Origin of the sequence: Pseudomonas sp. D(2018) (assembly GCF_005502555.1) — a bacterium.
Classification (GTDB): domain Bacteria; phylum Pseudomonadota; class Gammaproteobacteria; order Pseudomonadales; family Pseudomonadaceae; genus Metapseudomonas; species Metapseudomonas resinovorans.
Map to the genome: position 1 here is coordinate 1 of NZ_SCOK01000073.1, position 20,710 is coordinate 20,710.

The 20,710-nt window shown below is 62.9% G+C and carries 17 protein-coding genes and 1 pseudogene; 4 read left to right on the forward strand and 14 right to left on the reverse strand.

From position 1 onward, the window contains the following. Window positions 1-136 (reverse strand): annotated as a pseudogene (locus tag FFS60_RS26485) (IS3 family transposase); the annotation flags it as partial. A 298-nt stretch (window positions 137-434) separates the two neighbouring features. Between FFS60_RS26485 and FFS60_RS26490 the strand changes: the two are divergent. Further along, complete coding sequence (locus FFS60_RS26490) at window positions 435-662, forward strand: hypothetical protein (protein ID WP_137823670.1); 228 nt, start codon at window positions 435-437, stop codon at window positions 660-662. Window positions 663-1,325: 663 nt separating this feature from the next. On the opposite strand, the gene FFS60_RS26495 is transcribed toward FFS60_RS26490, so the two are convergent. From FFS60_RS26495 to FFS60_RS26540, 10 genes are all read right to left on the reverse strand, one after another. Continuing rightward, a complete protein-coding gene (locus FFS60_RS26495; protein ID WP_137823671.1) occupies window positions 1,326-2,237 on the reverse strand; it encodes a DMT family transporter in 912 nt (303 codons plus the stop codon). Between the two features lie 3 nt (window positions 2,238-2,240). Then, window positions 2,241-2,885, reverse strand: coding sequence for a carbonate dehydratase (can, locus tag FFS60_RS26500; RefSeq protein WP_028629909.1), 645 nt, complete (start codon window positions 2,883-2,885; stop codon window positions 2,241-2,243). A 71-nt stretch (window positions 2,886-2,956) separates the two neighbouring features. Beyond that, a complete protein-coding gene (gene rimI, locus FFS60_RS26505; RefSeq protein ID WP_028629908.1) occupies window positions 2,957-3,409 on the reverse strand; it encodes a ribosomal protein S18-alanine N-acetyltransferase in 453 nt (150 codons plus the stop codon). Then, window positions 3,406-4,209, reverse strand: a complete 804-nt coding sequence (locus FFS60_RS26510; protein WP_137823672.1) for an energy transducer TonB — start codon at window positions 4,207-4,209, stop codon at window positions 3,406-3,408. The genes rimI and FFS60_RS26510 overlap by 4 nt, the downstream gene beginning before the upstream one ends. After that, the gene (locus tag FFS60_RS26515) at window positions 4,206-5,756 is read right to left on the reverse strand and encodes a 2-isopropylmalate synthase (RefSeq protein ID WP_028629906.1); all 1,551 of its coding nucleotides are present in this window, start codon (window positions 5,754-5,756) and stop codon (window positions 4,206-4,208) included. Before FFS60_RS26515 ends, FFS60_RS26510 begins: the two co-directional genes overlap by 4 nt. 279 nt (window positions 5,757-6,035) lie before the next feature. After that, on the reverse strand, window positions 6,036-8,360 hold the full coding sequence (locus FFS60_RS26520; RefSeq protein WP_137823673.1) for a DUF6160 family protein: 2,325 nt from the start codon (window positions 8,358-8,360) through the stop codon (window positions 6,036-6,038). A gap of 10 nt (window positions 8,361-8,370) precedes the next feature. Then, entirely contained in the window at window positions 8,371-8,979 is a 609-nt protein-coding gene (locus tag FFS60_RS26525) for a DUF6160 family protein (RefSeq protein WP_137823674.1), read from the reverse strand. Then, entirely contained in the window at window positions 8,969-9,997 is a 1,029-nt protein-coding gene (locus FFS60_RS26530) for a hypothetical protein (RefSeq protein ID WP_028629903.1), read from the reverse strand. Before FFS60_RS26530 ends, FFS60_RS26525 begins: the two co-directional genes overlap by 11 nt. A gap of 2 nt (window positions 9,998-9,999) precedes the next feature. Beyond that, window positions 10,000-11,046, reverse strand: coding sequence for a DUF6160 family protein (locus tag FFS60_RS26535; protein WP_256658163.1), 1,047 nt, complete (start codon window positions 11,044-11,046; stop codon window positions 10,000-10,002). Window positions 11,047-11,220: 174 nt separating this feature from the next. Further along, the gene (locus tag FFS60_RS26540) at window positions 11,221-11,829 is read right to left on the reverse strand and encodes a hypothetical protein (RefSeq protein WP_028629901.1); all 609 of its coding nucleotides are present in this window, start codon (window positions 11,827-11,829) and stop codon (window positions 11,221-11,223) included. A 236-nt stretch (window positions 11,830-12,065) separates the two neighbouring features. Here FFS60_RS26540 and mksB point away from each other — a divergent pair, with 236 nt between their 5' ends. From mksB to mksF, 3 genes are read left to right on the forward strand one after another with little or no spacing between them, the layout of a single operon-like run. Then, window positions 12,066-13,325 carry an Mks condensin complex protein MksB gene (gene mksB, locus FFS60_RS26545; protein ID WP_137823675.1) on the forward strand — a complete coding sequence of 420 codons (1,260 nt, stop codon included), beginning with the start codon at window positions 12,066-12,068 and terminating at the stop codon, window positions 13,323-13,325. After that, window positions 13,325-14,035: an Mks condensin complex protein MksE gene (gene mksE, locus FFS60_RS26550; RefSeq protein ID WP_137823676.1), complete on the forward strand. Its 711-nt coding sequence runs from the start codon at window positions 13,325-13,327 to the stop codon at window positions 14,033-14,035. The genes mksB and mksE overlap by 1 nt, the downstream gene beginning before the upstream one ends. Beyond that, window positions 14,032-16,866 carry an Mks condensin complex protein MksF gene (gene mksF, locus FFS60_RS26555; protein ID WP_028629898.1) on the forward strand — a complete coding sequence of 945 codons (2,835 nt, stop codon included), beginning with the start codon at window positions 14,032-14,034 and terminating at the stop codon, window positions 16,864-16,866. Before mksE ends, mksF begins: the two co-directional genes overlap by 4 nt. A 56-nt stretch (window positions 16,867-16,922) precedes the next feature. On the opposite strand, the gene FFS60_RS26560 is transcribed toward mksF, so the two are convergent. From FFS60_RS26560 to FFS60_RS26570, 3 genes are read right to left on the reverse strand one after another with little or no spacing between them, the layout of a single operon-like run. Continuing rightward, a complete protein-coding gene (locus FFS60_RS26560) occupies window positions 16,923-19,214 on the reverse strand; it encodes an intermembrane transport protein PqiB (RefSeq protein WP_137823677.1) in 2,292 nt (763 codons plus the stop codon). Next, complete coding sequence (locus tag FFS60_RS26565) at window positions 19,207-19,830, reverse strand: paraquat-inducible protein A (protein ID WP_028629896.1); 624 nt, start codon at window positions 19,828-19,830, stop codon at window positions 19,207-19,209. Before FFS60_RS26565 ends, FFS60_RS26560 begins: the two co-directional genes overlap by 8 nt. Further along, window positions 19,817-20,479: a paraquat-inducible protein A gene (locus FFS60_RS26570; RefSeq protein WP_028629895.1), complete on the reverse strand. Its 663-nt coding sequence runs from the start codon at window positions 20,477-20,479 to the stop codon at window positions 19,817-19,819. The genes FFS60_RS26565 and FFS60_RS26570 overlap by 14 nt, the downstream gene beginning before the upstream one ends. Between the last annotated feature and the right edge of the window lie 231 nt (window positions 20,480-20,710).

Genomic DNA, 20,710 nt, shown 5'->3' on the forward strand with positions numbered 1-20,710 from the left:
TTTGCGCTGCACAGCCGATCTTCGGGGCAATGGCCTCAATGGCCGCCCACTCGGAGGGGTAGTCGTTCAGGTGCTCCAGAACCATGCGCACGGCACGTTCACGGACTTCAGGGCAGTAGGTCGCAGTCTTTCTCATGGCCTCATCTTCTCAAGAGTTGAGGCCTCTACGAAACCCGGGGCGATTCAGTTTTGCGAGGATAGACGACGTTTGGAAGTCCCAATTTATGGGGCTTTGGGTTTCAACGGGGTGCGGCTCGGGTGATTCATAACGCTCAATTCCAAGGTTCAACCCCCGGTGTAGCCAGCTAGGGAACCTAATCAGTATCAGCATCGACGAACACCTGCGTAGGAGTATTCCGATTCACTCTGGGCTGCATGGACCACCTTCACGCTTCGTGATGACCTTGCGAAGTCATCCATGCGAGGCAATCCACATGCAAATTCATGTTGGCGAACGCAGGGAAGGTGATGTTCTGACACTGAGGGTTCTGGAAGGAGTCAGCGAATCAGTGTTGATGGCGATGTTGAAAGCGGAGGGGATCGAGATCGTGATTGGGCCGATTGTGGATGGCTCGGCGCGGCTCGAACTCCGGGCGCCTAAAAGGATGTTGGTCCTGGTGGAGAAGGCTCCGCCAGGACCGGTAGCGATTGATTCAAGCTGACTATCGAGAACCCCGCCCTGGCGGGGTTCTCTTTTGAGTAACACGTGGCTGTTGGCCTTAGCTGCGCCCAGCGCCAACCGACATGCAGTGCGCTCTCTTTCAGGCAAGCGCAAGCGACAGAGCTGGTTCTTGCCGACGAGAGCGGCCTGGTGCCGCGGGGATTGGCAACTGTATTGGTTCAGGCAACCTGATCGGCGCGTTTGAAACACCACCGAGCTTTCTGGGTGAATTCAAGCTGCGCTACGGCCACCATTTCAGCTTTCCGGTCGGGGAACTGACGAACGCGTTAGCAGCCGAGCGGCAACGTGCCAACCAAGCGGAGGCTGAGCTTATTGCTCTTAAACAGAGCCGGTCCTGGCGGGCAGTGCAGGTGTTCAGGGCGATGCTGGGTCGCCGCTGACGCGGATAGTTTCGAAGCCGAAGTCCGCCCGCCACTCGTCCAGCAGGACGTTCTCCACGGCAGTTTTCAGCCGTTTGGCGAGAGTGGGTTACGGTGCCGGTGGTAGCCGGCCACTCGCTGCCTGGTGGGGGACGATACGGCGCAGAAGGTGCCGGCATGATGGCTCTGCAGAGCCTGGAGAGTAGTGTCTGGTACGGGGTTGCCGCCGCACTGAAAGCAACCTCAGTCGGCCCCGGGAATGACGACTAGCGCGTACATTGGGCTCACCTCAACGACGGACGTGTCGCCAGCAGCAGGCCGGCGAAAATCAACGCCCCACCGAACCAATGGTAAGCCTGCAACCCCTCGCCCAACAGCAGGTACCCCAGCAATGCAGTGAACACTGGCATCAGGTAGTTGGTGAGCACCGCCTTGGCCACCCCCAGTACGCGGATGCCCTGGTTCCAAAGCAGGTAGGCCAGCAGCGAGGCAGCAACGCCGGTGTAGGCGATGGCAGCGAGGTTTTCCGTGGAGAGTTCGAAGCGCTGCCCGCTGGCGAGTTCCAGCAGGTAGAACGGCAGCAGCATGGGTACGCCGCACGCCACCAACGCCCCCAGCAGCACCAGCGGCGGCAGCTTGAAATAGCTGTTCCAGCGTCGCAGCAGCAGGGTGTAGAGCGCCCAGTCCACCACGGCAAGCAACATGATCAGGTCGCCTGGGTTGAACGACAGGGCGGCCAGTTGTTCCAGCCGCCCCTGGGCGATCAGCACCAGCAGGCCGACGGTCGCCACCGCCATGCCGAGCCAGGCGCGTCGGGGTGGCCATTCGTTGAGCAGGACGCCAGCGCCGATGAACGTTGCCAGCGGTAGGCAGGTGTTGAGCAGTGTGAGGTTGATGGCCACCGTGGTGCGCGCAGCAAAGTAAAGCAGCACGCTGTAGGTGCTGATACCCAGAGCCGCCACTACCAGCAGACGCCATCCGGCGTAGCGCAGGGCGCTGCGGTGCTCCCACATGGGGCGGGCTACGAAGGGAAGGAGAATGGCCAGCGCCAGGCTCCAGCGCCAGAAGGCCAGGCTGAAGGGGGGGATGGCATCGTGGAAAGCACGGGCGACGAGGGCGTTACCGGCCCAGAAAACGCTGGCCGCAAGCAGGCCGAGCCAAGCCAGGCCAACGGCCCGGCTGTTGTACTGCGTCATGATTCAGTTCTGTCCGAGTGGGCGCAGGCGGTACTGCGGCGGCAGTTGTTCCATGCCGCTGACGGTGACGTTGAGGTTCTTCCAGATACCGTCCTTGATGCCGTAGATGCAGCCGTGTACGGAAAGCTCCTGGCCGCGATGCCAGGCGTTCTGGACGATGGTGGTGTGGCTGACGTTGGCCACTTGCTGGATGACGTTCAGCTCGCAGAGGCGGTCGACGCGTTCTTCTTCAGTAGCGAAGGTGGCCAGGTGCTCGCGCTGCTCGTAATAGAGGTCGCGGATGGTGCGTAGCCAGCCATCGATCAGGCCGTACTGGGTGTCGCGCATTGCTGCGCGGACGCCACCGCAGCCGTAGTGGCCGGTGACCAGGATGTGTCGCACCTTGAGCACGTCCACGGCGTACTGAATGACCGACAGGCAGTTGAGGTCGGTATGCAGTACCACGTTGGCCACGTTGCGGTGGACGAAGAGGTCGCCAGGCAGCATGCCGACGATCTCGTTGGCCGGCACGCGGGCGTCGGAACAGCCGATCCAGAGGTACTCCGGCACCTGCTGTTTGGCCAGCTTGGCAAAGAAGTCCGGGTCTTGCTGCTTGATCTTCTCGGCCCAGCGCGCGTTGTTGTCGATCAGCTGTTGCAGGTCGCTCATGCGTCTTCTCCTCTTCTGGCTGGCGGCACCTTACGGAGCACCGGGAGCTTTGGCAATGGCCTGCGCGAGACTCAATCGATCAGCGTGCAGGCCATGACCAGTGCGTCTTCGCGGCCACCCACGGCGGGGTAGTAGTCGCGGCGACGGCCGATTTCGTTGAAGCCATAACGCTCGTACAGGCGGTAGGCGGACTGGTTGCTGGCGCGCACTTCGAGGAAGCATTCGCCGGCCTGCAGCTCGCGGGCGCGCTCCATCAGGCGCTCCAGCAGGCGCAGCCCCAGGCCGCGGCCCTGGCTTTCCGGCTTGACGGTGATGTTCAGCAGGTGGGCCTCGCCGACGATGACGTTGATCACGCCATGGCCAACCTGCTGACCACCTTCGAACATCAACCAGCAGTCGTAGGACTTCAAGCTGTCGGTGAAAATACCGCGAGTCCAAGGGTGGCTGAAGGCGGCATATTCAATTTTCAGTACGGCATCGAGATCCGCCTCGGTCATCGGGCGGAAGGAAACAGCGTCGGTCATTCAGTGCTCTTCCAGCGGCGCATCACACGGCGCATGGCTTGCCAGAGTTCGCCCTTGCGCTCGGGCTCGTCCATCAACAGTTCCAGACCAGGCAGTGCCCAGGCGGCGCCCAGGCCTTCAACCTGCAATTCGCGGTTGAAGGCCGTGGCGTCGGCTTCACCGGCAAAGCGCACCGCTGGGAGGCCTACGAGCCAGAGGCAGGCACAATCACCCTGCTCTTCCACCCGCATGCCAACGAAGCCCTGAACGAAGTCTCGGGCCGCGTCCGGGCCCTGGTCCATATTGCCGCGGCTGAGCAGCGGCCAGCGCACCGGTTCGCCGAGGATCTGCGGACTGTCTGGCAGGCTGGCGGCGCGCAGCAGGTCCTTCAGTAGCAGGTAGGCCGGATCGCGGCTCTGGAAGGGTTCGCCGGTGGGCAACTCCACCAGCAGCAGGCAGTTGCCGGCACGCAGCAGTTGCAGGGAGAAGCGCGGCGGCGGCAGCGTTTCCACCTTGGCCGGTGCGGCTTCGGGTTCGGCAGCCGCTTCGGGTTCGGGCTGGGCGACCGGGCGCGGAGTGCTGCCTGGACGGGGAATCTCGATCTTGGCGCGCACGGACGTCGCCGCCGGGCGGGATTCGGTGGCCGGAGCATCGGGAACGACATCTGCGACTGGCCTTGGCGCGTCCTCAAGGGGGACTTCCGGGGCCAGGGCCAGCAATTCGAGATTGGAGGGCGCGGCAAAGGGCAATGCCACGCGCGGTAGCCAGGTGGCTACCTGCATGGCATTGAGATACGCGCGACGACGGTGTTCTGTGATCAAACGTCAGCAACCTGTGGGTGAGCCTTGCGTACGCCGGCCTGCATCAGGTTCAGCGCATTGAGGTAGGCCTTTGCGGAGGCGACAACTATATCGGTATCGGCACCGTTTCCGTTGACGATTCGTCCGGCTTTTTCCAGGCGGACGGTGACTTCACCCTGGGAATCGGTGCCCTGGGTGATGGCGTTGACCGAGTAGAGCTGCAGGCTCGACTCGGACGCGGCCAGACTTTCGATGGCCTTGAAGGTGGCGTCCACCGGGCCGGAGCCCTCGGCGCTGGAGCCTTGCTCCACGCCGTCGATGGCCAGCACCAGCTTGGCCTGGGGTACTTCGCCGGTCTTGGAGGCGACTTCCAGGTAGACCAGTTTGAAGTGCTCCGGCGCCTCCTCGCCCAGGGTGTCGGAGACCAGCGCCTGCAAGTCTTCGTCGAAGATTTCGTGTTTCTTGTCCGCCAGCTCCTTGAAGCGGGCGAAGGCGGCATTCAAGTCGGCCTCGCTGCCCAACTGGATGCCGAGCTCGTCCAGGCGGGTGCGGAAGGCATTACGCCCGGAGTGCTTGCCCAGCACCATCTTGTTAGTGTGCCAGCCGACGGACTGGGCGGACATGATCTCGTAGGTTTCGCGGTGCTTGAGCACGCCGTCCTGGTGGATGCCCGACTCGTGAGCGAATGCATTGGCGCCGACGATGGCCTTGTTCGGCTGCACCGGGAAGCCGGTGATGCCAGACACCATCCGCGAGGTGCTGAGGATGTGTGGCGTGTCGATATTGGTATAGACGCCGAGTACATCCTGGCGGGTCTTGATGGCCATGACGATCTCTTCCAGCGCGGCATTGCCGGCGCGCTCGCCCAGGCCGTTGATGGTGCATTCCACCTGGCGGGCACCTACGGCAACGGCGGCCAGGGAGTTGGCCACGGCAAGTCCGAGGTCGTTGTGGCAGTGCACGGAGAACACGGCCTTGTCGGCATTGGGGATGCGCTGCAGCAGCTGTCGCATGGTTTCTGCGTACTGGTGCGGAATGGCGTAGCCGACGGTGTCGGGGATGTTGATGGTGCGAGCACCGGCATCGATGGCGGCTTCGATGATGCGGCAAAGGAAATCGATCTCGGAGCGGCCGGCGTCTTCGCAGGAGAATTCCACGTCTTCGCAGAGGTTGCGTGCACGCGTCACCGCCCGGATGGCCTGCTCCACCACCTGGTCCGGCTGCATACGCAGCTTGTACTGCATGTGGATGGGGCTGGTGGCGATGAATGTGTGGATGCGTGCGGAATTAGCGCCGGCCAGGGCTTCGGCCGCGCGGTCGATATCGGCATCCACTGCCCGCGACAGGCTGCACACGGTGCTGTCCTTGATGCTGTCGGCAATGGCCTTGACTGCCTCGAAGTCACCGGGGCTGGCGATGGCGAAGCCGGCTTCGATCACGTCCACTCGCATCCGTTCCAGGGCCTTGGCGATGCGCAGTTTCTCTTCCTTGGTCATGGAAGCGCCGGGGCTCTGCTCGCCGTCCCGCAGGGTGGTGTCGAAGATGATGACGCGATCTTGGCTGCTCATGTCTCGCTCCTCACGGCCCCACCGTACGTGCGGCCGGGGCTCAGGCTGATGGTGCCGGACTGCTTGTGGCAACGGCTCCAGATCAGGGAATTGTGGCGTGAAAAGCCGTGGGCGGAAAGGTCGGCGGGCGGGTGGCGGCCCTGTGGGGAGGTGGGAATGGTCTTGTGGGGGTGAATTTACTCGCCAAGGGCGGCGCAGCTGCCCTAACCCGCCATGCTGGGCAGCCCTTCGGCCTGCTTGGTGAATGAATTTGCCCCTACAGGCGTGCCTCCCAGAACTTCAATTGATCGGTGTAGCCGTCAGGTTTGCGCTGATATCCGCGTTCTGCACCTTGATGCCGTACATGGAGGTGACGGCGCCGCCCGTGGGGTGGACGTGTTGCAGGCGGTCGACGTTGATTTCCTTGAAGTGGATGCGGCCGTTCACCGCAAAGCCCAGCGGGTCGGGAGTGACGGGGGTGCAGCTGCCGCCGTTGTTGGTGCAGACCTTGGTCGGGGCAACGTCGAGGTTGAGGTCGGCGTTGAAGCCGTAGGTGTTGGCGTCGGGCTCGCTGGGGTTACCGTCGGAGGTGGAGAAGTTATCCACAACCAGTTGACTGCCGCTACCGGCAACGCCGTTGACGCGGTTGGTTTCCCAGACGATCTGGTTACGCTTCTCGTCGGTGGCCACGCCGTTGGTGGTGCTTTCGATGGCGGTATCGCGGACGAAGACGTTCTTCAGTTTCACCGACACCCCTTCATTGCCCCGATCTTCCCAACGGCCGCCACTGGCCGAGCAGGCTCCGGCATTGGCGCCGCTACCGCCGACACACAGGGCGCCCGCACCACCAGAGCTCACCGCCAGGGTGGAGCCCAGCTCAAAGCGTTTCAGTACCAACCGGCCAAGGCTGGTGCCGGTGGCGCGATCGCCCCAGCGCAGGTCACTGACCTCCAGCTTCGACCAGTAGGTGCCCTTACGCAGTTCGATGCCGTTGTTGCTCACGTCCACCGAGCCATCGCGGAAGTGCATGTCGTAGGTGGTGCCGGCCAGCCAGAGGCCCTTGCCGGTTTCATCCACCGTGATGGCAGCGCGGGCGTCGCTGAAGACGAAATCAGCGTTGTAGCGCAAGCCGTCGCCACTGCCCCCCCCCGGCAGCAGGGTGATCTGGCCATTCAGGGTGAAGTCGTAGGCCGGGAAGATCTCCATCAGCACCAGCAGTTCGGTGCCGCCCTGCAACGGCGCATCGGCCGAGCCGACGCGCAGGCCGTCGAAGCTGTAGCCGCCCTTGATGTTGGAAAGCCCAAGGCGCAGGCCGTCGAAATGACCGTTGTAGCTGCCCTTGCCCATGTCGCTCTGGGTGCCGGCGTAGCAACCGGTGCTGGCCCCGCCCGCGCAACTTTTGGTCAGGTCCACGGTGAGCTGGCCGGTGCCGTTGGTGCGCAGGCCGCTGAACCACATGCTGTTGCCGTTATCGGTGAGGGATACCGAGCTGTTGGCCATGTTCCAGCTGATATCGGCGGTCAGCCCCTTGGCACCCGAGTTGGGGTCGCCCCCCGGACGAAGCTTGAGCCAGTTCTGCTTGGCGCCGTCATCGGCGAAGTTGAGGTCGATGGCCAGGCTGCCGAGCTTCTGGTTGGTCGGGTTGCCGATGATCAGGCCGCCCAGGGTGGCGTTGAGCTTGAGGTCCTGGAAGGCCACCTGTGCATAACTGCCGCCCACGTCCTGGGCCAGGTCGATGGTCAGGCCACCGAGGCTGCGCAAGGTGCCGGAAAAGTTCTCGGCGCGCAGGATGCCTTCGTCCTGGTACTGGAACAGGCTGCTGCCGATGTTCAGGTCCGGGCGGATGCGAATGCCCTCGCCATTGGCGCCCCCGCTGGCGACGCTGAGGCTGCCGCCCAGGCGCAAGTCCATGCTCAGCTTGCCAAAGCTGCGGCTAGCGTTGGCGTCGCGCAGGTCCGGCGCGCCGGGCGTCGCGGGCGAGGCCGTGGGGTCGCCATGGGCAAGGTCGAGGCTGATGCCGCCGACGGTCCCGACGAAGCGGGCGTCCCCCAGGTTCAGCTTGACCTCCTGGCCCGTGCCGCCGCCGACGATGTCCAGGTAGGCGTTGTCCAGGTAGGTGTCGAAGGACAGCCCTTTGACGATGAGGTCGAAGCCGTTGTCGCGGTAATAAAAGGTGACGTCGGTAAGGGACAGCCGGCTGTCGTCCACCGCAATGCCACTGACGCCACTGGCCCCGCCGCCCTTGAGCTTCAAGATGGCGCCCAGGGTGTAGAAGGCGCGGAAGGAACCGAAGCTCTTGCTACTGCCGTCCATCTCGATGTTGTTCACCGCCAGCACCTGCGGGCTGGCGCTGTGCTGGACCTGCAACTGGCCATCCTGCACATCGAGGGTCGACTGGGACGTGCTGGTAGTGCCGCTGGCGGCGCGATTGCTCACATCCCGAAGGTTGAGGCTGCGGCCGTCCTGCGTGTAGCTGACGTTGCTGGCCGACCAGCCCTGGCTGGAGGTTTCCAGGCTGATGCCGCCCTGGCCGCTGACCGAGGCCATGGTGGAGTCGTCCAGAGCCTCCATGGCCAGGGCCTGGGAGGCGAGGAGCATGCCGAACAGCAAGGGGGCTGGGCGCATGGGCGGTTCCTCAGTTCTTCGGAAAGATCAGCACGCTGCCCTGCATGCGGATGGTGCCGTCGATTTTCGCCGAGAAGATATTGGTCTGCTGGTAGCTGGGATTGCCGCCGTTGGCGACGGTGCCGGACTTGTTCTGCCAGCCACCCTGGTTGGCCACGCCGAAGGCGAAGCTGCCGTTCTTGAAGCGCATCTCGTTGGGCAGGCCCAGCGCCAGCACATCCTGGTTGAAGGCCGCACCGTCGCCACCGAAACCGCTGTTGATCAGTCGGGTGTTCAAGGTCAGGCCCTCGAAGCTGAAGATGCCCTTGAGGTTGTCCAGCACATACCAGCCGCCATTAGCCTCGGAACGTATGGCGATGCGCAGGCCGCAACTTTCCGGGGTGGCGGCGCCAGCGATGGCGCAGCTGCGCTCGTTGGCCGTCCATGTGGCCGGGTTGTTGGACGCCGGTGTATTCCAGAGCACGCCACCGTTCTTGTTGATGCTGAATTCGCCAGAGAGGTACACCCCGCCCTGCCCGCTCATCTGGCTCAGGTCGGCATCCTCGAGCGCTTGCAGTTCAGCTCTGGCCAGCATGGGAAGTACCAGCAACGTTGCCAGGTAGAGCGCCCTAGAGGTCATGGCTGGTCACCTTCAGGTAATTGATGCTGAGGCCCTGGATGGCGTTGTAGCCGAAGTTGTAGCCGCCGCTGTTGAAGCTGCCGCTACCGGTCTGGAGGCTGTTGATGACGATGTTGGTGCGCGGCGCGTTGGCGTAGAAGTCAGCAGCCAGGGCGTCTTTCTGCGCCTGGGTGGTGCCGGACGCCGTCGGGTTGGGCAGCTCCAGCACGAACTGGCCGTTGCTGCTCACGTCGAACAGCAACGGCTGGCTCTTGCCATAGCCGAGAGAGATATTGGCATAGGCGTTGTTGAGGAAGATGGTGCGGTCGCGCTGTTCGGTCGCGGTGCTGCAACCGCTGGTGCCGGCCGCGCAGCTCATGATCTGCAGGCTTTTGGCGAAGAGGTTGATGCGCGCCTCGCCGACCATCTGGTTGCGGCTGCTGTCACCCCACAGGCGCAGGTAGGAGCCATCCATCGCCAGTTCGGCGAAGTCCAGGTTGAGGATATCGGTGCGTCCGGCAGCCACCTGGAAGTCAAAGCGAATCCCCAGGTCGACCTTTTCGCTGGCCCGGCTGGAGCAGCTGTTGCCGGCACCGGCGAAACCGCCAATGCAGGGTTGGCCGGCAGCACCGGTCAGCCGCTCGGGAAACATGAATTCCAGGACAGTGACATTGCTCGGGGTGGTCTGCACCCACTGCCCATCGTCGCGCAGGGTCCGCATGTCTTCGCCCTTGGCCAGGTTAAGGGCGAAGGGATGGTCGAGCCGTCCGATGGTCACCGGGCTCAAGTTCGCCCCTTTGTTGCTGCCGGCGGCGCCAAGGTAGAACTCCTTCACCGCGATGGGGACGTTCTGCTTGGCGGCGTTGGTGATGTCATTGATGGTGATGGTGGCGTTATTGGCATCCAGCAGGACCTGATCCAGCACGAAGCCGATTCCGGCACCGTCCACATTGGAGAGCTCCGCGTCATCCAGCGCCTTGAGTTCAGCCTGTACTGTGGCGGCGGCCAACGACAGCAGGATCACGACGGTTCTGCGCATGCTCAGCACCCCGCGGTGGCTGTGCCCAGGCAGGTGTCCTGCCGCGGGATGCCATTGAACGCCTGCTCGAAGTCGATATTGATCGGCGATACCAGGTTGCCGTTGGCGTCGCGGTACTTGGGCATGTTCATGAAAGCGCCCTTGAGGGCGGTCATGAAGGCGTTCTGGTCCATGTCCTTCCACGCCAGGTCCTGGGTCTGGAAGGAGATGAAGAAGCCCTTCGCCGCGCCCTCCATGGTGTTCATGTTGCTGATGTTGCCCACCGGCAGGGATTTGAAGTCGCTGAGCGGGAAGCAAGTATTAAGGGAGAGGATGCCGCAACCGCTGGACTTGAACAGGCTGAGCAGAGCGTCGGAGAGGCCGCCGAGGTTACAACCGCTGACGCAACTCAGCGCCGTGCCATTGGTGAGGCCGGCCATGCCACCGCGTACCGGATCGGCGTTGCCGCTGGAGTTCACCAGGGTGGCGTCGGCCTGCAGCTTGGTCGAGTCACTGATACCGGCCAGCGCCAGGAGGAACTGATCGAACCCCGAAGCCTTGTCGATAATGGGCTTGGCGGTGCCGGTGATGTGCACCGGGATGTTCCCGGTCAGGCTCTGGATATCCCCCGACAACACGCCCTTGGCCTCGCCGAAGCCAATGCGCACACCCACCACCTTGTTGCCGGAATAGGCCAGTTCGACGAAGGGATCGGCGATACGGAATGGGTTAACCGAGCCGTCCGCATTCACGGTGCCAAGGGCGAAGTTGTTGATGAGGATGTCGGACGAACCGGCGACTTCCCCCGCCCGGGTAACGGAGTCGTCGTACTGGCCGAGCTGGAGCTTCTTCATGTTCAGCTGGGTGTCGACGTTCACCCCGAAGTTGACGCGGGTGTAGTTGATCCCGGCATTGGCATCGGTGGTCAGGTTGATGAAGGCCTGGCCGGTGATGTTGGACAGTTCGCTGTCGGCCAGCTCCTCCATTCGCGCCTGGGCGATGGACGTGGAGAACACCCCGGCAAGAAGAATGGCTTTCAGCGACCAGGCGGGCAGCGGATTCGAACGCATGGCGACATCCCTGATTGTTCTTGTATGGGCAAGCGACGAAGACTCGTCCCCTTTCTAGCCACTATAGGGAGGCAAGCCGGGAAGCGTCCCGACCCATAGTCGAGTTGAGGGGGCTTGTCAGGAAGTCGGCGACGGACAGCTGTTACCCATCGCAACAAAGGGGTAACGCAGAGGTCAGCCCTGGCGGAACAGGCCGATCAGGTGATCGGCGATGGCGCCCTTGATGTTCGAGACCTCCAGCCGGGAGTTGCGTCCCAGGCGGCTCGTATCAATGCGATGCAGGTGCAGCGATGGCATGCGTGCCTCGTACTCGCGCAGGTCGCCTTTGACCAGCACCGGCAGGAACTGCTCACCCCGCGACTGGTAACGCTGGATCAGCAGCCTCAGGCCGTCGTGGAAGGGCAGCTCGTAGGAAGGACTCAGGCGGTGTTCACCGGGGATCTTCAGGTAGAGGCCGGTCGAGCCCAGCACTTCGCCAGGCAGGATATGGATGCCGGTGGGCAACACGGCGTCGGCGGGAATCTCATGGAAGGTGTCGTGCCAGGCCATCTCGTCGGGAAGGATGGTGATGCTACCGTGCTCCTCGTCGGGCACCACGAAGCTGTAGCGGCTGTAGAGCTTCTCCACATAGCCCGAATAGACGCACAGGCGGTTTTCGAAGTGCAGCAGGAAGTCGATGGCTTCCTGGCGATTGGTGATGGCGTCGAGCTCCCAGTCCAGGTCGGTCTGGCGTTCCAGCTCTGCCCAGCGGGCGTCAGCGATCAGTGCGGATTCGGGGCTCATGGGTTCTGCGGTCGGGCAGCGGACAATCCCCTAACGCAGAAAACATGCCAAGGAATTCAAACACTTGAATGGGACTTGTAGCCTTCTTCGGCAGGCTTAATGGCACGATGCCAGTCGTAAACTGCCAAAAAACGTCAGTCCGCGACGGGTGTCGCTCCTCTGATCGGTTGAAGCTCAATCGCCGCCAGCAACCTGAAGTACAATCGCCTCTTTTTTCAGCGAACCCCGGCCAATCGATGATCGATCCCAAGCGCGTATTGCGCGCCCTAGCCGAACACTGGACGTTGCTCGAGCCGCTCTGCGAGCGCTTCGATGCCGGCACCCTGAGCCTGGTGGAACTGCGCGTGCAGCTCGCCGGCCAGTTGCCGGAGGGCACGCCCACCGACGTGACAGCCCTGCTCGACCTCTGGGTGCGCCTGGACATCCTGGTTCCCGTTGCCAAGAGTCCGAACCGCTTCGAGCTGAACGCGCAAATCCACGACTTCCTCGCCTACCTGCGGCGCGAACACCGCCTCGGCCTGTGCCTGGAAATCGAAGCCTACCTGCGCCACCTGGAACGCCTTGCCGGCTATATCCAGGAAGCCTTCGAGATCCGCGACGGCAACGACCTGGCACGCCAGCTGCGCCTGCTCGACATGCGTGTGCGCGACGTCCTGAAGAAGCTCGATAACGACGAACAGGCCCTGGTGGCCGTGGCCGATCGCGCCAAGACCAGCGACCGGCAGATCCCTCTGCGCCAACGCTACGCCGAAGTACTGGCGACCTGGGACGAATACGTTGAACCGATGATCCAGCTGGTCGCCGCCGATGGCGCCTTCGAACAAGGCGTGCGCCGTGTCGAGCAAGTGCTGCTGCGCCTGCTCGGCGAGCAACAACGCCTGGGCCAACTGGTGGACGACGACCTGGTACTGCGCACCCACGCGCGCATCCTGGAAATGCAAACCAGCGCCCAGCTGACCCTGCGCAAGGCCCGGGAACTGCTGCTGCCGCTGCGTGAGGAAGCACGCCGGCACAACGCCGTGACCCGTGGCGCCGCCCTGGCCCTGTCGGTGATCCGCAAGAAGGGCCTGGATGCCGTGCCTCAAGCAGCCATGCCGCTGTTCACCCGGCCGCAGACCACCTTCCTCGGCAGCGGCTCGCAGGTGGAGGCTTACGTCTACGCCCTGGCTCGCTTCCAGCCGAAACCGGCGCACTTCCCGAAATCCGGCGGAACACGCAAGGCCACTGCACCGCGCTCACCGAAGACCGCGCGGGAAATGCTCGACCGTTGCGAGCAGGCCCTGCCGCTACCGGACCTGATGGTCTGGCTGCTGGAGCAGGAGCCCGACGGCGCCACAGACGAACTCCTCTACTGGTTCTCGCGTCTTTCCCGCGATTCGCGCTTCGCGCGCGATCGCCTGGAGCGCCGTGACTACCTGACCGCCGAGCACCAGGTCAGCCTGAGCTCCTACGCCCTGATCAAGAGCCAACCCGCCGCGGCCGAGAAGACTTCCTGATGAATATCGACCTGAAAGAAATGACCCAGCTGGCGCCCATCTTCCGCGAGCTGTTCAAGGGCTATCACCTCTCCCGCAGCGAGCCGGAGTGCTACGCCCAGCTGTCCACCATGCAGGACCAGTACCGCGCCCTGTTCAAGGGCCTCGGCTTCGAGCTGGTCTGCGACCCGCGTGGTTTCTACTACTTCGTGCCCGAGCAGATGGGCGCCCAGGTGAACAAGACCGCGCAGCGCCTGGCGTTGTTCACCTTCATCCTGGTGGAGCACCTGGCCGACCAGGGCCGCGACCCGCTTTCCGTGCTCGATGGCGGCAGCATCGGCCGCGACGAACTGCCGGCCCTGCTGGAGAAGTACCGCGACCTGTTCATGCAGGCCGAGGTGACTACCCATGAAGAGCTGGAAGAAAAGGTGATCCGCCGTCTCACCCAGCTGGGCTTCGCCGAGGACAGCAACGGCATTTACCGCTTCCTGCCGCCGATGCACCGCTTCCTCGACGTGTGCCTGGCCGTGCAACACGACCGCGACCTGGCTGCCAGCCTGCACAGCACCGACCTGGAACTGCGTGCCCCGGTGCTCATGGATGACGACAGTGGCGACACGATCATCCCCATCGACACCCCTGAAATCGTCGAAGAATCCGCAGAGTCAGAAGAAGACGCCCTGGCCCGCGCCATGGCCGAAGAACGCGCAGCCCAGGAGGAAGACGCATGAGCCAGGAACGCTACGGCATCCGCCGCTTCGCCCTGCTGAACACCGCCGGATACAGCCTCGGCCTGTTCCCGCTGGAAACCCCGCTGTCGATCTACGGCGCCAACAACCTCGGTAAATCGGCGTCGATCAACGCGCTGCAGTTCCCGATCCTGGCGCGCATGTCGGACATGAGCTTCGGCAAGTACAGCCTGGAGCAGTCGCGCAAGTTCTACTTCGCCACCGATACCAGCTACATCCTCGTTGAAGTCTCCCTGCCCCACGGCCCCCACGTGATCGGCGTGGCCGGTCGCGGTCCGGGCGGCGGCTTCGGCCACCAGTTCTTCGCCTACCGTGGCGAACTGAACCTGGAGCACTACCAGCGTGACGGCACCTGCCTGCGCCAGCGCGAGCTGTTCAACAGCCTGGAACGCGAAGGCATCAAGGCCTACGAACTCAAGCCCGATGAGCTGCGCCGCCTGCTGGTGGGTGGTCACACGTCGATCCCGCTGGACCTGACGCTGATCCCGCTGCGCTCTACCAGCGAACAGAGCCTGAAGACCTTCCGCTCGCTGTTCATCAACCTGCTGCACATGCGTGAAATCACCGCGGCCAAGCTCAAGCAACTGTTCCTCGATGCCTTCGAGCACAGCCTGCGCTCAGGCAGCGTGGACTACATCGCTGCCTGCGAAGAGGCCTTCCGCGACGTACGCCGCATGGAGCAGGACTATCAGGCGCTGGTCTCCGCCGGCCCGCTGGTGGAAGCCCTGGCCAATGGCGTGGGGCAGCGCGAAATTCTGCGCGGCAAGCTGCACCGCATCTCCCCGTTGCTGGATTCGCTGCTGGGAACCTGGCAGGACTACTCCGGCGCCCGCCGCGAGGAGCTGGTGATCCAGGCCGAGCACTACCGCAACGAACAGGACGGCCTGCAGAGCGAACAGCGTGGCGGCACCCAGGAAATGATGCGTCTGGAGCGCGCCATCACCGAGAACCAGCGCTGGCTGGGTGAGCTGGCGGTACTGAAGAACCGCTTCGCTCTTGTGGAAAACGCCAAGGTGCTGGAGCAAGCGCTGCTCGCCGCCAAGGACGCCCACGACGAACTCGCCGGCGCCCTGGCGCAATCCCGCCAGTTCTCCGCCGAGGATCTGGACGAACGCCTGCGCGACCTGGAAAAACGCCTGAAGGCGGTCAAGCAGCAGCTCGACCACGCCGACAACAACAGCTACTCGCGCCTGCGCGAAGAGTTCTCCCAGGCGGACGTGGACCGCCTGATGCGCTTGTTCAACGGCCAGCTGTTCAGCCTGCCGCTGGGTGAGAAAGGCATCCAGCTCGACGACGGCGAAGCCTGGGTGAAAACCCTGGAAACCGTGCTCGACCAGTTCAAGGGCAGCCAGTTCGAAGTACCGGGCCTGTCCATCGACCTGTCCCACATCGAGCCGCCGGCCCTGCAGGCGCTGGCCGACCGCGCCGCCCTGCGCGACCAGAAGGACCGCCTGGAGCGCGAGCTGAAGCAGCTCAAGACCCAGCAGTCCGTGGCAGCCGACCGCGCCGCGAGCAAGGCCCAGGCCGAGAAGCTGTACCAGGACGTGCTGGACGCCCAGAAAGCCCTGGAAGACTTCCGCAAGTCCCAGACCCTCAGTGCCGAAGAGCCGGCCAAGCTGGAAGAGCTGGCGCAGCTGGAAGCCACCCAGGACGAGCTCAAGCGCTCCGCCGACGCCTTCACCGAACGCGTCCAGCAGCTCTCCGCCAAGCTGCAACTGGTGGGTCGCCAGCTCGCCGACCTGGAAGCCAAGGAACGCACCCTGGAAGACGCCCTGCGCCGCCGCCAGCTGCTGCCCGCCGACCTGCCCTTCGGCAAGCCCTTCATGGACCCGGTGGACGACAGCCTGGACAACCTGCTACCGCTGCTCAACGACTACCAGGACACCTGGCAGGCGCTGCAGCGCATCGACGGCCAGATCGAGGCGCTCTACGCCCAGGTCCGCCTCAAAGGCGTGGCCAAGTTCGACAGCGAAGACGACGCCGAGCGCCGCCTGCAGTTGCTGATCAACGCTTATGCACATCGCCAGGACGAAGCCCTGACGCTGGCCAAGGCACGCCGCGCTGCAGTCACCGACATCGCCCGGACCCTGCGCAATATCCGCAGCGACTACGACAACCTGGAACACCAGCTGGCTCTGTTCAACCGCGAGATCAACAAGCGCCAGGTGTCCAACCTCTCGAGCTTCCGCATCGTCCTCGCGCCAAACAAGGATGCCCTGCGCCATATCGATCAGATCATCCATAGTGCCGGCCAGTACGAGGAGGGCGAGACCCTATCGGTCTTCGACCTGACCAACTCGAGCGACCAGGATGCGAAGAACGAAGAGGCCAAGGAATACCTGGCGCGCCTGGTGGCTGCCAACGGCAACCAGCTGGGCCTGAAAGACCTGTTCGAACTGGCCTTCGAGATCACCAAAGTGCACGGCCAGCCGGTCATTCACACCGATATCGACGGTGCCGCCTCCAACGGCACCACGATGACCATCAAGGCGCTGACCAACATGTACCTGTTGCTGCACCTGATGGACCGCGAGCAAGCCGGCCGCATTCGCCTGCCCTACTACCTGGACGAGGCGGCAGACATCGACGAGCGCAACCAGCAGGCGCTGATCGAAACTAGCCAGCAACTGGGCTTCACACCCATCCTCGCGTCGGTTAAGCCGCAGGTATCGGCCAACGTCGCCATCGACCTGGAAGGCGGTAGTGGCCCGAACGGCATCTACATCGATGAGGCGGACTGGAAGTTCATCAAGCGTCGCGACGTGGCTACCGCCACCCAGGATGCGAAGGACGAGGCGGCCGTACCCGCCTGACCCTTTCGCCAGAAAGCAAATGGGCCGCAATTGCGGCCCATTTGTTTGTTGCGTGGTTACTTCGCCAAAGGAATCTTCGGCGACCAGGTCAGCCACTCGTCCTCGGCATCGTCATGCAGGGCGAAGGTCTGGCCATTGAGTGCGGCGTTGCCCATCTGTCCTTCGTTCGGAGTGGCGAAGGAAATCCCGCCCTCAACCAAGGACTCCAGAGAGCCGGTTCGCACCTTCACGCCATCGAACAGGCTGGCATCCACTCCGACACCGCTGGTGTGCCAGAAGCGGCTGCCGCTGTGCACCAGGGGCGCGTAGCGCTGCTCGATGAGTACATGGATGAAGACGCGGTCGGCAGTCTTACCCAGCTCGTAGGAAAGCACTTTGCCCACGGGTACTTCGCGGTAACTGACGATCACGCCCGGTTTGAGGGAGCCACGGCGCGGCGCGCTGAGGGTGATGCGCAAGCCCTCCTCGCGGGCGACCGGATCCGGCGATTCGGCCAGTGCAGTGAAGCGCGTCTGCGCAGCCCCAGGCTTGGCAGCCGGCAGGACTTCCAGATACTGGCCGCTGACGAGCGTGTCCAGGTTGGCCGTTCGCAGTAGGCCGAGCTCCGGACGTACCACCCAGAACTGGCTCCCGGCACGAGCGATGCGGTCGTCTGCCTGGGTGAGGCGAGCCTTGACCACTACGCCAGAGAGGTCGTTGCTCAGGTTCACCGACTCCACCTCGCCCACATCGATGCCCTTGAAGCGGATCGGCGTGCCTTCCTTGATGCCTTCAGCCTGGGGAATGGCGATCTCGATGACAGTACCCTTCTCGATGGCCAGGGCTTCATTGTCGAACAGCGTAAAGCGGCGCGGCCGGGTGACAAGCTTGGCCTTCGGGTCCGGTGTGGTGAAGGTGATGCCGCCCGACAACAGGGTCTGCAGCGATTCGCTCTTCACTTCGACGCCCGACAGACCGCCTTTGAGGGTGATACCGCTGGAATTCCAGAAACGAGTGGACTCGTTCACCAGCTTGGTGAACTCGGGTTCGATGTGGACACCGATTACCACGCGCCGCTGATCACGGGACAGTTGATAACTCTGCACGCTGCCCACGCGCATCTGACGGAACAGGATCGGGCTACCGACTTCCAGGGAGCCGAGGCGATCGCTGGTCAGCACCAGGTGCAGGCCAGGTGCATCGGTATTAAGCGGCGGCGCCTTGGGTCGAACCTTGAACTCCCGGGTCGGCGTACCCTCCTTGGCAAAGCGCACGGCAATGTAGTTGCCCTTCACCAGGGCCTCGATACCGGTGATGCCTGCCAACGAAATCGACGGCTTCACCGTCCAGAATTCGGTGCCGTCGACAAGATAGTCCTCGGTACGTGGCTCCATGGTCAGCTCGGCGGTGGCGCCGGTGAAGTCCTTGTCCATATCCAGCTTCTTCAGGGTGCCGACCTGCACACCGTTGTACATCACCGGCGTGCTACCCGGGCTGAGGCCGCTGACGTCATCCATGCGCAGCAGCACCCTAAGGCCGGCTTCTGCAGACTCGAAGCCGTCATACAGGCGGAACGGGATGCTGGGGTCGGTGGGAGGGCTGTCCTGGCGGTGCTCTGGGGTCGCGAACGCTATGCCACCGGCCATGATGCTGAGCACGGACTCAGTGCGGATCTTCACGCCTGCCAATCCCGCGGTAACGTTGAGGCCACTGGCATTCCAGAAACGCGTGTGCTTGCGCACCAGATGCGCATAAGGCTGTTCGATGTGTACCTTGATTTCGACCGTGCGCTGATCTTCGGCCAATTGGTAACTCTTCACCTGGCCAACCTGGATCTGTCGGTAATAGACCGGGCTACCCTGCTCAAGGGACCCCAGGCGTTCAGCCTTCAGGGTAAGGTGCAGACCGGGCAGCGAGTCGGACAGTGGCGGTGGTTCGGGCAGCGCGATATATCGCCGCGCCGCCTCCCCCTTCACGGGATCGATGGCGATATAGATACCGGAGACCAGGGTTTCCAGTCCGGTGACACCAGCGAGGGAAACGCGCGGACGTACCAGCCAAAAACGGGTGTCCTTGCTAAGGTAAGGCTCGGCTTCCTTCATCACCTCAACCGTGGCCACCACACCTTTGATGTCATCGCTGACATGCAGGTCGACCACCTTCCCCACCTGGATCCCCTTGTACATCAGTTGGGTCTTACCCACCTGAATACCATCGCCGTTCTCGAAGCGAATCTGAATCTCGATGCCTGCTTCGCTCATGGCCTTCCAGGCCAGCCAGAGGCCAATGAGCAGCGCCACCAGCGGTAGTACCCAGATTGCGGACCAGCTCGTGGTTTTGCGGGTTTTCGGGGTTGGCAACTCAGGCATTCTCGTCGTCCATATCAGTGTTGTCCCAGATCAGTCTGGGGTCGAAGGTCACTGCCGCGATCATGGTGGTCACCACGACACTGGCGAAGGCCGCCGCTCCCAGGTTGGCTTCGATGCTGGCCAAGTTGCCGAAGTTCACCAACGCCACGAGGATGGCAATGACAAAGATATCCAGCATTGACCATCGGCCAATCCATTCGATGAAGCGATACATCAGGATGCGCTGACGCGGCGACATGGGCAGTCGCCGTTGCACGGAGTAAAGCAGCAGCGCAATCCCTACCAGCTTGAAGGTGGGCACGAGGATGCTGGCAACAAAAACCACCAGCGCGATTGGCACCATCTCGGCATGAATCAGTTCCAGCACGCCGCCCATGATCGTAGAGGGGGACCCGTTGCCAAAGAAGTTCACCGTCATGATTGGCAGTACGTTGGCCGGGACATAGAGGATCGTAGCCGTAATCAGTAGCGCCCAGGTTCGAACGATACTGTTGGGTCGCCGTGGGTACAGTACTGCGCCGCAACGGCGGCAGTTGCCATGATCCTCATCCGAGCCTGGACGATTCAACTGGTGGCATTCGTCGCAGACGATAATGCCGGCATCAATGGCGCGCATGAGTTTCTCCTTCAGCTTCCAGCGCATCCCAGACCTGATGCGGCGACATGGTCACCTCGAGCCATACCTGAGACAGCAGCAAGCCAATGAAGCAGGCCAGACCGATACCAAGATGCAGGTCGGCCAGATCGATCAGTTTCACGATGGAAACCAGAATCCCCATGAGGTAAACCTCGAGCATCCCCCACTCCCGCAAATGGTGATAAAGCCGATAGAGCACCAGTCCCAGGCCAAGTGCGCGGCGCGTTTTGATGCAGACCAGCACGGTCAGTTGGCAGAGGAGCTTGATCAGAGGGATGACCATGCTGCAGAGGAACACCAGCACCGCGACGGATCCCATACCGGTGTTGTAGAGGCCAACAACGCCTGTCCAGACCGTGTCATGGGTCGTCTGCCCAAGCAGGTTGAGTTTCATTATGGGAAGGAAATTGGCCGGGACGAACAGCAGCAACGCGGTCAACACCAAGGCCATGGCACGACGCTCCATCTTGGAACGGTGCACCACTAGTTCATAGCCGCACCTGGGGCAACAGGCTTTCTGTTCTTCATCAAGGTCCGGGCGGCGCATCAACAGATCGCATTCGTGGCAGGCGATCAGGTCGTGCAAAGGAAGGTCGGAAAGCGGGCGTTGTTCAGCCTGTTCAGGCATGGTGGTAAGGCTCTCGAGGTATCGCGGCTATTCTAGACGAGCGGAGCGCCGGCGGTTGCGATTCAAGAGTTTCTGGGCGCTACCAACTTCGTGAGTCGGCAAACTTTCTCCGGCGCAAAGACAAACCCCCGAACCGTTGTCACGATTCGGGGGTTTGGGATAGAAGCTTGACGATGACCTACTCTCACATGGAGAAGCTCCACACTACCATCGGCGATGCGTCGTTTCACT

Bases quoted from the DNA above. Each gene is read 5' to 3' on its own strand.
- FFS60_RS26565 (WP_028629896.1), bottom strand. From the start codon at position 19,830: ATGCGCGCCATTGATGCCGGCATTATCGTCTGCGACGAATGCCACCAG.
- mksF (WP_028629898.1), top strand. From the start codon at position 14,032: ATGAGCCAGGAACGCTACGGCATCCGCCGCTTCGCCCTGCTGAACACC.
- mksE (WP_137823676.1), top strand. From the start codon at position 13,325: ATGAATATCGACCTGAAAGAAATGACCCAGCTGGCGCCCATCTTCCGC.
- FFS60_RS26520 (WP_137823673.1), bottom strand. From the start codon at position 8,360: ATGCGCCCAGCCCCCTTGCTGTTCGGCATGCTCCTCGCCTCCCAGGCC.
- FFS60_RS26490 (WP_137823670.1), top strand. From the start codon at position 435: ATGCAAATTCATGTTGGCGAACGCAGGGAAGGTGATGTTCTGACACTG.
- FFS60_RS26495 (WP_137823671.1), bottom strand. From the start codon at position 2,237: ATGACGCAGTACAACAGCCGGGCCGTTGGCCTGGCTTGGCTCGGCCTG.
- can (WP_028629909.1), bottom strand. From the start codon at position 2,885: ATGAGCGACCTGCAACAGCTGATCGACAACAACGCGCGCTGGGCCGAG.
- FFS60_RS26560 (WP_137823677.1), bottom strand. From the start codon at position 19,214: ATGCCTGAGTTGCCAACCCCGAAAACCCGCAAAACCACGAGCTGGTCC.
- FFS60_RS26540 (WP_028629901.1), bottom strand. From the start codon at position 11,829: ATGAGCCCCGAATCCGCACTGATCGCTGACGCCCGCTGGGCAGAGCTG.
- FFS60_RS26515 (WP_028629906.1), bottom strand. From the start codon at position 5,756: ATGAGCAGCCAAGATCGCGTCATCATCTTCGACACCACCCTGCGGGAC.
- FFS60_RS26535 (WP_256658163.1), bottom strand. From the start codon at position 11,046: ATGCGTTCGAATCCGCTGCCCGCCTGGTCGCTGAAAGCCATTCTTCTT.
- FFS60_RS26525 (WP_137823674.1), bottom strand. From the start codon at position 8,979: ATGACCTCTAGGGCGCTCTACCTGGCAACGTTGCTGGTACTTCCCATG.
- FFS60_RS26530 (WP_028629903.1), bottom strand. From the start codon at position 9,997: ATGCGCAGAACCGTCGTGATCCTGCTGTCGTTGGCCGCCGCCACAGTA.
- rimI (WP_028629908.1), bottom strand. From the start codon at position 3,409: ATGACCGACGCTGTTTCCTTCCGCCCGATGACCGAGGCGGATCTCGAT.
- mksB (WP_137823675.1), top strand. From the start codon at position 12,066: ATGATCGATCCCAAGCGCGTATTGCGCGCCCTAGCCGAACACTGGACG.
- FFS60_RS26570 (WP_028629895.1), bottom strand. From the start codon at position 20,479: ATGCCTGAACAGGCTGAACAACGCCCGCTTTCCGACCTTCCTTTGCAC.